Genomic DNA, 14,804 nt, shown 5'->3' on the forward strand with positions numbered 1-14,804 from the left:
CGACACGACGGCCGCCGCGTTCGATTTCGAGCACAGCGGACACCGTCCTTCCCGGCCTGCTCATCCCGCTATTTCCGGCACGCTTTCGGCCGGAATCCACGGCAGATCCCGGCCAAAAGCAGGCCGGGATGACGAGCGGGTGGTTGCGCCGGGCCGGCTGGAGCGGGGGTTGCGCCGGGTCGGTTGGAGCGGGTGGTTGCGCCGGGTCGGTTGGAGCGGGTGTTGCGGCGGGTCGGCTGGAGCGGGTGGTTGCGCCGGGTTGACGGGAGCAGTGTCGCGCGGGGTGACGGGAGCGGGGGCATTGTGCGCCGGATGGTGGGCCGGGACGGCGGAGAGAACGCCACACCGACCTGAGACAATGTGCTGGCCGTCGTCGGCGGCCGAGCACATCACGAGAAACGGAGTTTCGCTTGAGCACGCCCGAGACGACCGTGCTGATCACTGTCACCGGGCCCGATAAACCGGGTGTGACCTCGGTGCTGCTGACGGCCCTGTCCCGCAACGGGGTGAGCCTGCTCGACGTCGAACAGGTCGTGATCCGCGGCCGGTTGACCCTCGGCGTGCTGGTGACCTGCCCGGACGATCCGGAGGATCTGCAGGATCAGCTCGAGGACGCGATGGCCACCGTGGGCATGCAGGTCGACGTCGAGATCGGCGCGAACTCGGTGGCGGGGGCACGGCTGTCGACGCACGCGATCGTGGTGCTGGGCAGCCCCGTCACCGCGCGGGCGTTCAGCACGATCGCGCGCAAGCTCGCCGAGCAGAACGTCAATATCGACGCCATCCGCGGCATCGCCGACTATCCGGTGACCGGTCTGGAGCTGATGGTGACCGCGCCGGTGGACCAGGAGGGCGAGACCCGGCTGCGCACCGCCCTGTCGGTGGTGGCGGCCAAGGAGAGCGTCGACGTCGCGGTCGAGCGCGCGGGCCTGGCGCGGCGGGCCAAGCGGCTGATCGTGTTCGACGTCGACTCCACCCTCATCCAGGGTGAGGTGATCGAGATGCTGGCCGCGCACGCGGGTGTCGAGGACGAGGTGCGCAAGGTCACCGAGTCCGCCATGCGCGGCGAGATCGACTTCGCGGAATCGCTGCGGCAGCGGGTCGCGACGCTGGCCGGGCTGGACGAGACCGTTATCGACGAGGTCGCCGAGCGCATCGAGCTGACCCCCGGCGCCCGCACCACCATCCGCACCCTGCGGCGGCTGGGTTTCCGCTGCGGCGTGGTGTCCGGCGGCTTCCGGCAGGTGATCGAGCCGCTGGCGCACGATCTGGAACTGGATTTCGTGCAGGCGAACACGCTCGAGGTGGTGGACGGCAAGCTGACCGGCAAGGTGATCGGGGAGATCGTCGACCGGGCCGCCAAGGCCGTGGCGCTGCGGCGGTTCGCCGCCGAGGCCGGGGTGCCGATGGAGCAGACCGTCGCGGTCGGCGACGGCGCCAACGACATCGACATGCTGAACGCCGCAGGTCTGGGCATCGCATTCAACGCCAAGCCCGCCCTGCGCGAGATCGCCGACGCCGCCCTCTCCCACCCCTACCTCGACGCCGTCCTGTTCATCCTCGGCGTCACCCGAGACGAGGTAGAAGCCGCCGACGCCCGCGACGGCCTCCTCCGCCGAGTCCCCCTGACCTGACCCACAGGGCAGCAACCCTCTACAGGTGGGTCAGCTCCCTATTTCCCGCCTGGTAGTCCCTTATCCCCGCATCCGGCGCCCTGGCGCCGGATGCGGACGTGAGCCGAGTGGTTGCTCGGCGCGGTCGACGCGTCCCGCACGGACGTGCCGGTAAGGTCTGCTTGGAATTTGCCAGTCGGCGTCGACCCCCGGAGGACGGCATGCGTGTGCGCGTACCACTGCTGATGCTTGTGCTCGGACTGGCGCTCGCCGCCTGCGGGAACGATGATTCCGGCGGCGCGGCCACGAGTTCGGCCGCGCCGGAACCGGTGTCGTACGGCACCATTCCGCTCGGGCAGACCGCCCGCGTTCCGGTCCCCGCCGACGCCGAGATGGTGATCCTGGTCCCGGCGGCGTGGCGGGACACCGCCTCCGCGTTGCGGTGCACGGTCGTCGACACCACGACCGGAGTGCAGATCGCGCTGCGCCCGGCATCGGAATCCGCTGCGCCGCAGGTCGATTCCGCATGGGTGGCGGTATGGGCGATCTCGGCCGGGCCGACCTCGAATCTCGAGGTCGGTTGCCAGGACCCCGAGTCGAAGATCCCCGCGGGCAGCGGGAACGCCATCCGGGTGGAACCGCGGGGGGTCTACCCGATACCTGGCGGCTCGGCCCCAGGGCAGCCGGGAACCATGACCGTCACTGGAGACTTCGACGGCAAGGAGGTGTCGCTGGTGCCGGGGCAGACGCTCGAGGTCTCGCTCGCGGCCAATCCGACCACCGGATACCAGTGGGAGCTGGTCGCGCTCGATCAGACCATCCTCGCGCAGGTCGGGGAGCCGGAGTTCCGTCCCGCCGCCGAGTCCGGCAATGTCGTGGGCGCGGGCGGCAACTCGATCTGGCGCTTCGTCGCCGAGGCGCCCGGCGGCACCGAACTGCGGATGGGGTACGCGCGCCCCTGGGAGCAGGGCAGCGAACCGGCCGAGGGCTTCACGCTGAAGGTGGCCGTCGGCCACTGAGCATCCGGCACGGCACCGGTGCGCTGGCCGTAGTAGCGGGCTGTTCGCCGATCGGCGATAGGCTGGGAGCTGGTTGTCGGCGCGTGATCGGAGAGATGTTTGTCTGCAACGGGTATCGCCACGGTCGTCATCCGCGGGGCCCGCGGATGACCGAATCGATCGGCGCCGTGACACCGGGGCTGGACGAAGGTTTCGCCGCGCGCCACGCGGAATTGGCGGGCGGTTACGGCGGCAGCGGCGACCCGGACGACCCCGCACTGGTGCAGGCGATGCAGATGGTGCTGCACATTCCGAAGGCCGACCCGCCACCGCGCAGCGCCCTGCTCGCCGCGGCCGCCGCGGCGGCGGTGGCCCTGTGCCTGGATCCACGAGTCGGCCCGGAGGGGGAGTGGGAGCAGCGGTATCTGGCTTGGAAGCGCTCGCGTATCCGCAAGGTGGCGCGGCGGGCCCGGGGCGCGCAATGGCTGGCGGCGAACGAGGTCGACGGCGTCACCGTGGACCTCGACGGCGCCCAGGCCCGGGCGCTGGTGCCCGGGCCGGTCGGCGCCATCGACCCGCGCATCCGGAAACTGCAGATCGGCGGCACCGACCTGGAACACGACGAGCCGGGCCCGGCCGATCCGGAACTTCCTGTGCTATGGGTGAATTCGAAATTGGGTATGACTGTCGGCAAGGCCGCCGCACAGGCCGGGCACGCGAGCATGCTGCTGGCCGGTGCGCTACCGGTGGAACAGGCGTACGCGTGGTCGCTGCGCGGTTTCCGGTGCTCGGTCCGCGATGCGGAACCGCGGCGGTGGCCGGGGCTGTGCGATCGGGTCCGGCGGGGCCGGGCGACCGCGGTCCGCGATGCCGGATTCACCGAGGTGGCGCCCGGGTCGATCACCGTGATCGCGGTTCCGCCGGACGGCGACGCGCCGACGAGCTGACGCGTCCGCGCCCAGCGGTCGACGCGGCGGCCGGAATGCGGCAGGATCGGTGCACGAATGTCGGAGCGGTACCACGGCTATGACGACACTGTGGATAGCGCTCGGCATTTGGGTCGTATGCTCGATACCGGTGGCGCTGGTACTGGGCCGACTGTTCCGCTCCCCGCGCCCCCGCCCCGGCAGGAGTCCCGAATCACACCGCCGCAACAACGAATTCGCACCCGGCCGGCAGCGCGGCCGACTATGACACATACCGTGCAAACCGACCACGTTGAGAACGATTCGCGTGCGTGGGCCAAGATGGAGCCCGTGCCGCAACCGGATCCCGATCTGCTCATCGACTTCAACGAGGTGACCGTCCGGCGCTCGGGCCACACGCTGGTGGGTCCCGTCACCTGGCAGGTCGAACTCGACGAACGCTGGGTCGTGCTCGGCCCCAACGGCGCCGGTAAGACCTCGCTGCTGCGCATGGCCGCGGCCGAGGTGCATCCGACGTCGGGCATCGCGAACCTGCTGGGCGAGGTGCTGGGCCGCACCGACGTCACCGAGCTCCGCCCGCGCATCGGCCTGTCGTCCGCGGCGGTGGCCGCCCGGGTGCCGCTGGACGAGAAGGTCGGCGATCTGGTGGTGTCGGCGGGCTACGCGGTGATGGGCCGCTGGCGCGAGGAGTACGACGACGTCGACACCGACCGCGCCATCGACATGCTGGAAAGCCTCGGTGCCGAACACCTTTCCGACCGCGCCTACGGCACCCTGTCCGAAGGCGAGCGCAAGCGGGTGCTGATCGCGCGGGCGCTGATGACGGATCCGGAACTGCTGCTGCTGGACGAGCCCGCCGCCGGGCTGGACCTGGGCGGTCGCGAGGAGCTGGTGGAGAAGCTGGGCGATCTGGCCGCCGATCCCGATGCCCCTGCCACCGTCCTGGTCACCCATCACGTCGAGGAGATCCCGCCCGGCTTCACCCACGCCCTGCTGCTGAACGAGGGCAGCGTGGTCGCCCAGGGTCTGCTGGAGGAGGTGGTCACGGCGGAGAAGCTCAGCGAGGCATTCCGCCAGTCGATCACGCTGGACCGCATCGGCGGCCGCTACTTCGCCCGCCGCTCGCACCGTCTGGGCCGCCACCGCCGCGCCTGAGGGGTACGCCGCGCCTATCGATGTGCCCGGTGGCGTGCCGGAACCTTCGGCTGCCGGACACCCCCTCGGTGGGGCGACCAAGCAGGCGCTAGGGTGCGAAGTGTGAGCGAGCTTGTTGCCGAGTCCGATTCGACGCCCGCGGCGCCCAAGGACGCGTCCACGGTGATGCTGGTGCGGGACGGCGAGAACGGGCCCGAGGTGTTCATGCAGCGGCGGGCGCAGGCCATGGCCTTCGCCGCGGGGATGACGGTTTTCCCGGGCGGCGGCGTGGACGCCTCCGACGCGCAGGCCGAAATCGCCTGGGCGGGACCCGATCCGGCGTGGTGGGGCGAGCGGTTCGGCACCGATCCGGCGCGGGCGCAAGCGCTGGTCTGTGCCGCGGTGCGCGAGACGTTCGAGGAATGCGGCGTGCTGCTGGCGGGCCCGACCGCCGACAGCGTGGTCTCCGACACCGCGACCTACCGGGAGGCGCGCGGCCAGCTCGAGCGCCGCGAGCTGTCCCTGGGTTCGTTCCTGGCCCGCGAGAACCTGGTGCTCCGCGCGGATCTGCTGCGCCCGTGGGCGAACTGGGTCACGCCGGTCGTCGAGGAGCGCCGCTACGACACGCACTTCTTCGTCGCGATCCTGCCGGACGGACAGCGCGCCGACGGCGCCACCTCCGAGGCGCACGAGGTCGCGTGGCGCACGCCCGCCGAATCCCTGGATCGCTGGCGGGCGGGCATGGACGTGCTGCTCCCGCCCACCTGGTCGCAGCTGGACGCACTCGGCGAATTCGCCTCCACCGCGGAAATTCTCGCGGCCACCCGGGTGATCGAGCCGATCCAGCCGGTGTTGTCGACCGTCGACGGCACACCCATGCTCCAGTTCCCGGACAACACCCGCTACTTCGCCGACCTGCCCGACGGTTCCCGCCTGCGGGGGTCCCAGCGGCCCAGCTAGGTCCGGGCAGCCCGACCGTTCGCCGCGGCGCGGGTCTCGTGTTTCACTGGCCTCATGGCCCCGAGTCCCGAAGCGCGCGTGCTGGCCGCCGCTTTCGCCGACGATCCGCTGATGGCCCACATCTGGCCCCGGTCCGCGCGCAGGCACCGCGTGCTGGCCGATTTCTGGGAGACCCGGATCGAGGCGCGCCGTCGGCGCGGGCTCGTGGATATCTCCCGGGACGGCGAGGACGTCGTGGCCGTGGCGCTCTGGGAGCCTCCGAATGTCGTTGCGCCGCTTGTGGAGCCGGTGGCGCTGTTGCGCACGCTCGGCACGGCGGTCCCGCGGGCGGTGCGCGCCATCAGGCTGATCGACGCCGCCCGGCCGCAGACGCCACATCTGTATCTGGGTGCGGTCGGCACGCTCCCGGAGTATCAGGGCCGGGGATACGCCACGGCACTGATCCGGCGCCGCCTGGCCGAATTCCGGGCCGACGGCTTCCTGGTATCGAACACGGTGGACACGGTGCCGTTCTACGAGGGCCTCGGCTTCCGGCGAGACGGTGAGATCGCCATCGGGCGCGGGCCGACCGTGTTCCCGATGTCGTACCGCCCGCCGACCGCCTCCGATAGGGAGCCCGCGGCCCAGTAGGCTCCCGCTGTGGCCGAATTCGTGACCGTGGACCGCGCCGAGGCGGGAATTGCCGTGCTGCGTTTCGCGCGGCCGCCGATGAACCTCATCGATGTGCAACTGGCACTCGAGCTGGCGGACGCCGCCGAGCGGATCGCCGGGGACGCCGAGATCGCGGCGGTGGTCGTCTACGGCGACGAGCGCGTGTTCTGCGCGGGCGACGAGCTGCCCGAGCTGGCGCGCCTGTCGGCGGAGCAGGCGGAGGCGATGGTCGGCGACCTGCAGCGCGCACTGGGCTGCCTGGCCCGGGTGCCGCAGCCGACGGTCGCCGCCATCAGCGGATACGCGCTCGGCGCCGGGCTGGAACTGGCGCTGGGCGCCGACCGGCGGATCATCGGGGACAACGCGAAACTCGGGCTGCCGCAGATCCGGACGGGCCTGATCCCGCTGGCCGGGATCCGCCGCCTGAGCCTGCTGATCGGACCGTCCCGCGCCAAGGATCTGGTGTATTCCGGGCGCTTCGTCGAGCCTGACGAGGCCGCGCAGATCGGCCTCGCCGACGAGGTGGTCGCCCCCGACGACGTCTATACCGCCGCCCTGCGCTGGGCCCGGCAGTTCATCGGCGGACCAACCCGCGCCCTGGCCGCAGCCAAACGCGTCTTCGAGGCCGGTACGCACGGCCACGACCGCGCCCGCACCGAGTGGGCGGAGCTGTTCACGACCGAAGACCGCAGCATAGGAACACGTTCCTATTTGGCGGCGGGCCCGGGGTCCGCCGAATTCGTGGGCCGCTGATCTCGCCGTGCCGGCCGCTCGAGTACGCTAGCGGACCATGACCGCACGTCCTGACGACCCCGCGCCGAACCCGCACGCCACCGAGGCGGAGGTCGAGGCCGCGCGCACCGATAACAAGCTCGCCCAGGTGCTGTACCACGACTGGGAGGCGGAGACCTACGACGACAAGTGGTCGATCTCCTACGACGAGCGCTGTATCGAGTACGCCAAGGGCCGCTTCGACGCCGTTGTCCCGAACGCCCCGCTGCCCTACGGACGTGCCCTCGAGCTGGGCTGCGGCACCGGCTTCTTCCTGCTCAACCTGATGCAGGCGGGGGTGGCGGAGCAGGGTTCGGTCACCGACCTGTCGCCCGGCATGGTGAAGGTGGCGCTGCGCAACGCCGAGCACCTCGGCCTGGACGTGGACGGCCGGGTGGCCGATGCCGAGACCATCCCGTACGAGGACGACACCTTCGACCTCGTCGTGGGACACGCTGTGCTGCACCACATCCCGGATGTCGAGCTGGCGCTGAAGGAATGCCTGCGCGTGCTGAAGCCGGGCGGGCGCTTCGTCTTCGCCGGTGAGCCGACCACCGTGGGCAACTTCTACGCCCGCAAGCTGGGCCAGATCACCTGGAAGGCCACCACCGAGGTCACCAAGCTGCCGTTCCTGCGGGAGTGGCGGCGTCCGCAGGAGGAACTGGACGAGTCCTCGCGCGCGGCCGCGCTGGAGGCCGTGGTCGACCTGCACACGTTCGATCCGTCGGATCTGGAGGCCATCGCCCGGTCGGCCGGTGCGGTCGAGGCGCACGCGGAGACCGAGGAGTTCGCCGCCGCGCTGTGGGGCTGGCCGGTGCGCACCTTCGAGGCCGCGGTCCCCGCCGAGAAGCTCACCTGGCGCTACCGCATCGCCCAGTACCGGGCCTGGCTGGGCCTGAGCAAGCTGGACGAGCGCGTGCTCAAACATGTGGTTCCCCGCCGGTTCTTCTACAACGCCATGATCACCGGCGTGAAGCCGCTGGCCGCCGGAAAGTAGTGCGCCGCGGCGATCGGCGGCGTGACCATCGCGGGTGGACTGTGGCGATGAGGTCGACGGTGCGGCCACCGCGCCGGGTGGATCGGTAATGGGTTATCGGATTTCTCGCGAGGACGTCGAGTACCTGTCCGGTGCCGCCGGGTCGTCGGCGCTGGCCGAGGTCGCTCGGTCGGCACTGACGACGGCGTCTCTGGTGGGGGACCTGGAGCGGGTGCGGCGCGAGTACGGAAAGCGGGCGCCCGCGCTGGTGGAAACGGTGCGGCTGCGCCGCCGGGCGGTGGCCAAGCTCGACGGCGCGGGGGAGTGGCTGTACACCGACGACGCCCTGCAGCAGGCGACGCCGAGTGCGGTGGCGCGCCATCGGGCCCGGCGGCTGGCGGGGCGCGCCGTGCACGACGTGACCTGTTCGATCGGCGCGGAACTGGCGGCGCTGCACGAGGTCTGCCCCGCCGTGCTGGGCAGCGACCTCGACGAGGTGCGGCTGGCCATGGCCGCGCACAACCTGTCCGATGCGCGAAATGTGTTGCTGGCCAAGGCGGACGCGCTGGCGCCGTGCAGTTCCGGCACGGTCGTGGTCGCCGATCCGGCCCGGCGGTCCGACGGCCGCCGCACCCACGATCCGGCGAAGCTGCAACCGCCGCTACCGGACCTGCTCGACGCCTACCGCGGCCGCGACCTGGTCGTGAAGTGCGCTCCCGGACTGGATTTCGATGGTTTAGCACGAGACGGCGAGGTGGAGGTCGTCTCGCTCGACGGCGCGGTGCGGGAGGCGTGCCTGTGGTCGGCGGGCCTCGCCGATCCGGGGATATCCCGGCGCGCCACCGTATTGACCTCCGGCGGCCGCTCCTGGAGCGTCACGGACGCCGAGCCGGACGACATCCCGGATCGAGAGCCGGGCGAGTGGATCATCGACCCGGACGGCGCGGTGGTGCGGGCCGGGCTGGTCCGCCACTACGCCGCGAGACACGGACTCTGGCAACTGGATCCACGCATCGCCTACCTGACCGGCGATCGCGTTCCCGACGGGGTGCGCGGCTTTCGCGTCCTCGACCGCCTCGACCTCCGCGAGAAGCCGCTGCGCGCCGAACTGCGGCGCCGCGGCTGCGGCCCGCTCGAAATCCTCGCCCGGGGAGTCGATATCGACCCCGACGCCCTGCGGGCCAGGCTCAAATCCGCAGGCGCGCAGCCCCACACCCTGGTGATCACCCGAATCGGCCGCACCCCAACGGTTTTCCTCTGCGAGACGCCACCGGTGCGCTGAGCGACCGCCGGGTCCGTCCGGTGTCCCGGACTCAGGACTCGTCCGGCTCGAAGGCGAACAGTTCGCCGATGCGGGTCGTCACGACCACATGGCCCTTGGCGCTCACCGCGGTGCCGACGGCGGAGCCCTGCGCGCCCGGCAACTCGGCGGAGGCGACCGTGGTGCCGTCGCTGGGCTGGAAGGTGACCAGGCTCAGCGTGTCTCCCATGGGGGCCACCACGTACCCGGTGTCGCCCGCGGTCTGCACCGGCCGCCCGCGCAGGTGCAGATCCTTGCGCTCCCAGGCGATTCGGGCGGAGTCGCCCTCGTCGCGCAGCGCCAGCAGGTGCCCGTCGTCGCCGCCCGGAATCAGCAGCCCGTCCTGCTCCGAGACCGCGCCGCGCGGCGCGAACCCCAGCGGCTGAGTCCATTTCGTGCGACCGTCGGCGGCGTCGACGGCCAGCAGCCGACCGCTGTTGTCGCCGACGTACACGGTCTTGCCGTCCGCTGCCAGCGTGGGTGCGGTCGCGCTGCCCTCGGCGAGGATGTCGGCACTCCACTCCTGCCGAATCTGCTTGTCCGCGAAGCGAAGCGCGACCAGCGACGCCATGGGCTCGCCCGGCCGCCGGACGGTGAGGTAGAAGCGGCCGGAGTTCTTCTCGATGGCCGACACGTTCGCCACCGGGCACTGCGGCCCGCCGGTCACGCAGTCGCCGATACCCTCGCCGTCCGGCGGCCGCGGCAGTCCGGCCTGGGTCAGGAAGTCTGGTTCGCCCAGCGCCTGGAAGGTGGCCGAGCGCAGGTCTCCGGTCTGCCGATCAACGACGTCGACCTGGCCGGACTGCGTCACCGACAGCACGTCGCCGTCGCTGGTGAACTGCACCGATACCGGCACGCCCGCCACGGGTGTGCGCCAGCGCGGCTGTCCGAGCGCGTTGAAGGAGGTCAGGGCGCCGTTGTCACCGACGTAGACATTGTCCAGCCCGTCCACCGCCGAACCGGCGGCGATCGCGTCCGGCCCCATGGCATTACAGAACCGTTTGCGCCCGGTCGGCATCTGGAAGGCGAATATCGCGCCGACGGCGCCCGGGGTGCCGACGCAGTCGCTCGGCATGCGGGTGGTGACGAACAGTTGCCCGCCCGGGCCGATGAGGGTGGCGGCGGCCGCGGGCCCGCCCAGCGGCCGGGTCCAGCTCGGGACCAGGTGCCGCGAACCGGTGACCGGGCTGGCGCCACTGTTGCGGGCGTCGTGGTACGCGGCGGGCCAGCCCTTGCCGGGGCCCACCTTGATATCGTCCAATGTGGTGCTGCCGCACCCGCTCAGCGCGAGCATGCCGAGAGCGCCGAGGGCCGCGGTGGCGCGGCGAGCCGTGCCGATACGCATACGCACCTGCTGGACTCCCATCTGCTTGTACGGGCCTGCACGAGACTAGAACATCGGCGCCGCTGTCACCGGGGTGGGTGAGCCGTGGCGCGCCGCGAAAGTACCCTGGTACCTCGACGACGACACCGCTGGACGACGCAGTCGCCCGCTGGACTCTAGGGAGCAAGTTCGTGACGAGCATGTGGGGCGCGCCGCTGCGCTCGCGATGGCGGGGGTCGCGCCGCCGCGACCCGGAGCAGGCGCGGTTTCTGACCATGGCGTCGCTGCGCTGGGTGCTCGCCAACCGGGCGTACACGCCCTGGTACCTGGTGCGGTACTACCGGCTGTTCAAGTTCCGCCTGGCCAATCCGCACATCGTGCTGCGCGGCATGGTATTCCTGGGCCGCGGGGTGGAGATCCACGCGACGCCCGAGCTGAGCCGCATGGAGATCGGCAAGTGGGTGCACATCGGCGACGGCAACGCCCTGCGCTGCCACGAGGGCTCGCTGCGCATCGGCGACAAGGTGGTGTTCGGCAAGGACAACGTCGTGAACACCTACCTCGATATCGAGATCGGTGAGTCCACGCTGGTCGCCGACTGGTGCTACATCTGCGACTTCGACCACAAGATGGACGACATCACCCTGCCGATCAAGGACCAGGGCATCGTGAAGAGCCCGGTGCGCATCGGGCCGGACACCTGGATCGCCGCCAAGGTGACCGTGCTGCGCGAGACCCGGGTCGGCCGCGGCTGCGTCCTGGGTGCGCACGCCGTGGTCAAGGGCGACATCCCGGACTACGGGATCGCCGTCGGCGCGCCCGCGAAGGTGGTCAAGAACCGCAAGGAAGCGTGGGAGGCGGGGGCCGAGAAGCGCGCCGAGTACATCGCGGCGCTGGAGGACATCGAGCGCAAGAAGAACGGGGTGGGTACGCCGCAGGCGGGTTGAGGCGCGGCCGAACTTGTCGGCGCCGGGCGGTACCTTCGGCACATGAACCGGTACGCCGCCCTGCTACGCGGGATCATGCCCAGCAACCCGAACATGCGCAACGAGAAGCTGCGCGGGGTGTTCGAGGGGCTGGGGTTCGATGCGGTCGGGTCGGTCCTGAGTAGCGGCAATATCGTATTCGGCTGCGCCGCAACCGATGTCCCCGAGTTGGAGACACGCATCCAGCGGGCACTCAATGCCGAGCTCGGCATCGGCGGCGGCACCGTCATCCGCAGCCGCGACGAGTTGCGGGCGCTGGTCGACTCAGATCCGTTCCCGGGCCTGACCCACGGCCGCGAGACGTACCTGACGGTGACGTTCGTGAAGGACGGCGCGCAGGGGCCGCCCGGGCCGCCCCCGGAACGCCTCCGGCAGGCGGTTCGAGTCGTGCGGTACGACGAGCCCGCTCGGGCACTGCTGTCGGTCGTCGACAATTCCAGTCCGTCCACGCCCGACTACATGGGCTGGCTGGAGTCGGTGTACGGCAAGGACATCACCACGCGCACCTTCCTCACGGTGCGGCGGGTGCTGGCGAAGCTCTAGGGTTCCGCCGCGAGACATCCCCTCCGGCAAGGCGATTCGGGGGAGTGCACATCGGCCGCGCCGGACGGTCCGAAGGGAGCACGGCCGTGCCGCCGTGTTATCGGTGATTGCCGAGGAGTGCTGCCTCGGGGGAGCGCGATCGGATGTCGATCGCGTACAGCGGTTGTTCACGTCCATCGGAAGATCGCGGGGGGAAGACATGATGAGGACCTGTCTGTGCGGCCTGTGGGTCGCCGTGCTCGTGCTGCTGTCGGCGCCGTCGGCGGCGCAGCCGCCCGTCGCGCCGTCACTGGCGACCGCATCGAAGCAGGTGCACGAGAGTTCCCGGGGTGCGGTCCGTCAGATCGTGCCGGATCGGCCGATCGCGGTGCCGGGCGGCTGGGGCTCCGCCGATCCGGCCGCGGCGGCCGTCGCGCACGCGGCCGATATCAAGCAGCTCTTCGGCGCCGCAGCCGATCTCGTCGTGACGACGGTGGCCGCGCGGGCGGGCGGCAGCACGGTCCGGCTCGGCCAGCGGGTCGGCGCGATCCCGGTGCACGGCGCCGGTGTCGCGCTGGCACTGCGACCGGACGGCGCGCTGCGTTCGGTGACGGGCGCGCTGTCCGAACGCGTCGAAGGCGGCTATCCGCCCGGCGGCGCCGAGCCGACCGAGTCGGCGCGGCGCGCCGCCATGGGCAAGGTGGCCGAGCTGTCCGGGCTCGCCGCCGACACCCTGCGGGTGCGCGCCGAGTCGGCCGCGTGGTACGACCCGAGCCTGGTCGACGGCGACCGCCCCGACCGCGTCGCGGTCCCGGCCTACCGATACGACATTCGCGCGGGAGGCACGGTGTGGCGGGTGTTCGTGGCCGCCGTCGGCGGTGCGGTGCTCGACGCCCTGCCCGCGGAGCGCGCGCTCGAGCGTGTTGTCTGCGATGCCGACTCCCAGGGCGCGGAGCCGACGCTCGCCGTGCCGTGCGGTGCGGCGGGCAGCTATCCCGTGGTGCGCACGGAGGGCGGCCCCCGGGCCGCCGGGAACGAGGACGCCGACAAGGTCTACGACTGGATGGGCGACACCGAGGACTTCTACCGCCGCCACACCGAACTGGGCAGCCTGACGGATCTGATCGGCATCGAGGTCGCGGGCAGCGGTAAGGCCTTGCGCGCCACCGTGCGCGTCTGCGCCGAGGAGTGTCCGTACGCGAACGCCTACTGGACCGACGAGCAGGGCTTCGTGATCGGCAGCGCGGTACTCGGTCTCGACGTCGTCGCCCACGAGTTGACCCACGGCGTCACCGAGCGCACCAGCGGCCTGAACTACCTCAACGAGTCCGGCGCGATCAACGAATCCATGTCGGACGTGTTCGGCGAGTTCACCGAACTGGCCGGAAAACGCGGCAGGAAGGCCGACCGCTGGAAGATCGGCAACGGCACCGATGCCGGCGTCATCCGGGACATGAGGTCGCCGCGTTCGGCCCCCGACCCGCAGCCGGAGACGTACAAGGGGCCGGGCTGGGTCCCCGCGACCCACTCCGACCGCAACCGCGCACCCGACAACGGCGGCGTCCACACCAACAGCGGCGTGGGCAATCGGCTCGCCGCCCTGATCACCGACGGCGGCACCCTGGGCGACCGCGAGGTCGACGGCATCGGCCTCGACAAGGCCGCCGCTCTCTACTGGACGACCCAGACCCACCTGTTCCCCAGCGCTGACTATCCCGCCCTGGCCAGCACTCTGATCACGGTGTGTCGCAACAACATCGATGACAAGATCGCCGGATTCACCCCTACCGACTGCACCCGCATCCGGCAGGCGATCGAGGCAGTCCGAATCCCCTTACTACACACCAAGTCTTGAGCCCGGCCCCGGCGGGCACCGATTGTTAGCATCTCCCGCCACCGAGGAACGATCAGCGTGATGTGCAGTGATTCTGGAAGGCGTGTCCTCCGGACGCGCCGCCGTCGGTGACCGGCTGTCCTTGGCGACGCCGCCGCTGTGGCAGCGATGGATGGCTGCCGAGGACGCACACTTCGCCGTCGACCGGACGCGTGCGCACGCGGATGTGATCGTCGACGGCGAGTGAGGCGACCTGCTCCGGACCGTAGGCGACCCGGAGCTGTATCGGTGCGGCTACCCGTCCAGTCCTATTGGAACGACGAGAACCTGACGTCGATGACCGCACCGTGGAGCGTGTTCGGCACGCCTGACACCTGGCCGGGGCGCAGCCGCTCGTAGACCTGTCCGCCGCATTCCGGGCCGTCGCCGCCGCGGGCGTAGATCGTGGCGTAGAAGGGGGTGGCGTTGTTCCAGTACACCGTTCGCGGGCCTTCGGCGGTGATCACGGCCGGGTAGCAGGTGTTGTCGGCTGGATCGGCGACATTGGCGACGACGGTGACGTTTTCGGAGACCTGGAACTGGCTCTCCGACTCCTGCGCCCAGGACTGGCCGAACGTGAAGAGTGAGGCCGCAACTGCTGCCGTTGCCGCGGCGACGGTGCGTTTCATCATCAGGCTGTTCCTCTCGGGAGGCGGGCTTTCCGACACGTACGTCTATCACGAAACCGCACTCGGCGGCACGGTGTAGCGAAGTTACCCCGCGGTCGCGGAGGCATCCGAATCGGAGGGCGGCCCCGAACCCGGCGCAAT

Annotated in this window: 15 protein-coding genes; 13 read left to right on the forward strand and 2 right to left on the reverse strand. The window is 70.9% G+C overall.

The genetic code is table 11. The annotated features are described in order from the left end of the window. Positions 1-410 precede the first annotated feature (410 nt). From serB to ACYVLQ_RS16520, 9 genes are all read left to right on the forward strand, one after another. Positions 411-1,634, forward strand: coding sequence for a phosphoserine phosphatase SerB (gene serB / locus ACYVLQ_RS16480; protein ID WP_460698359.1), 1,224 nt, complete (start codon positions 411-413; stop codon positions 1,632-1,634). 200 nt (positions 1,635-1,834) lie between these two features. Further along, positions 1,835-2,632, forward strand: a complete 798-nt coding sequence (locus ACYVLQ_RS16485) for a protease inhibitor I42 family protein (protein ID WP_460698360.1) — start codon at positions 1,835-1,837, stop codon at positions 2,630-2,632. A gap of 146 nt (positions 2,633-2,778) precedes the next feature. Then, the gene (locus ACYVLQ_RS16490; protein ID WP_460698361.1) at positions 2,779-3,558 is read left to right on the forward strand and encodes an aminoacyl-tRNA hydrolase; all 780 of its coding nucleotides are present in this window, start codon (positions 2,779-2,781) and stop codon (positions 3,556-3,558) included. Positions 3,559-3,858: 300 nt separating this feature from the next. Then, positions 3,859-4,692, forward strand: a complete 834-nt coding sequence (locus tag ACYVLQ_RS16495; protein ID WP_460698570.1) for an ABC transporter ATP-binding protein — start codon at positions 3,859-3,861, stop codon at positions 4,690-4,692. Positions 4,693-4,857: 165 nt separating this feature from the next. Then, entirely contained in the window at positions 4,858-5,631 is a 774-nt protein-coding gene (locus tag ACYVLQ_RS16500; protein ID WP_460698571.1) for an NUDIX hydrolase, read from the forward strand. A gap of 54 nt (positions 5,632-5,685) precedes the next feature. After that, positions 5,686-6,261, forward strand: a complete 576-nt coding sequence (locus tag ACYVLQ_RS16505) for a GNAT family N-acetyltransferase (protein WP_460698362.1) — start codon at positions 5,686-5,688, stop codon at positions 6,259-6,261. Between the two features lie 9 nt (positions 6,262-6,270). Continuing rightward, complete coding sequence (locus tag ACYVLQ_RS16510) at positions 6,271-7,035, forward strand: enoyl-CoA hydratase-related protein (protein WP_460698363.1); 765 nt, start codon at positions 6,271-6,273, stop codon at positions 7,033-7,035. A 37-nt stretch (positions 7,036-7,072) separates the two neighbouring features. Continuing rightward, positions 7,073-8,050, forward strand: coding sequence for a class I SAM-dependent methyltransferase (locus ACYVLQ_RS16515; protein ID WP_460698364.1), 978 nt, complete (start codon positions 7,073-7,075; stop codon positions 8,048-8,050). A gap of 88 nt (positions 8,051-8,138) precedes the next feature. Further along, positions 8,139-9,311 carry a THUMP-like domain-containing protein gene (locus ACYVLQ_RS16520; RefSeq protein WP_460698365.1) on the forward strand — a complete coding sequence of 391 codons (1,173 nt, stop codon included), beginning with the start codon at positions 8,139-8,141 and terminating at the stop codon, positions 9,309-9,311. 31 nt (positions 9,312-9,342) lie between these two features. On the opposite strand, the gene ACYVLQ_RS16525 is transcribed toward ACYVLQ_RS16520, so the two are convergent. Further along, the gene (locus ACYVLQ_RS16525) at positions 9,343-10,674 is read right to left on the reverse strand and encodes an outer membrane protein assembly factor BamB family protein (protein WP_460698572.1); all 1,332 of its coding nucleotides are present in this window, start codon (positions 10,672-10,674) and stop codon (positions 9,343-9,345) included. A 170-nt stretch (positions 10,675-10,844) separates the two neighbouring features. On the opposite strand from ACYVLQ_RS16525, the gene ACYVLQ_RS16530 reads away from it, so the two are divergent. The 4 genes from ACYVLQ_RS16530 (at position 10,845) to ACYVLQ_RS16545 (ending at position 14,242) form a co-directional block, all read left to right on the forward strand. Further along, complete coding sequence (locus ACYVLQ_RS16530) at positions 10,845-11,600, forward strand: acyltransferase (protein WP_460698366.1); 756 nt, start codon at positions 10,845-10,847, stop codon at positions 11,598-11,600. A 42-nt stretch (positions 11,601-11,642) separates the two neighbouring features. Further along, positions 11,643-12,182, forward strand: coding sequence for a DUF1697 domain-containing protein (locus ACYVLQ_RS16535; protein ID WP_460698367.1), 540 nt, complete (start codon positions 11,643-11,645; stop codon positions 12,180-12,182). Between the two features lie 202 nt (positions 12,183-12,384). After that, positions 12,385-14,016, forward strand: a complete 1,632-nt coding sequence (locus ACYVLQ_RS16540) for a M4 family metallopeptidase (protein ID WP_460698368.1) — start codon at positions 12,385-12,387, stop codon at positions 14,014-14,016. Between the two features lie 82 nt (positions 14,017-14,098). Further along, positions 14,099-14,242, forward strand: a complete 144-nt coding sequence (locus ACYVLQ_RS16545) for a hypothetical protein (RefSeq protein ID WP_460698369.1) — start codon at positions 14,099-14,101, stop codon at positions 14,240-14,242. Between the two features lie 61 nt (positions 14,243-14,303). On the opposite strand, the gene ACYVLQ_RS16550 is transcribed toward ACYVLQ_RS16545, so the two are convergent. Continuing rightward, positions 14,304-14,666 (reverse strand): hypothetical protein, encoded by a 363-nt coding sequence (locus ACYVLQ_RS16550; protein ID WP_460698370.1) that lies wholly within the window; start codon positions 14,664-14,666, stop codon positions 14,304-14,306. Between the last annotated feature and the right edge of the window lie 138 nt (positions 14,667-14,804).

The organism is Nocardia thraciensis, assembly GCF_054782435.1.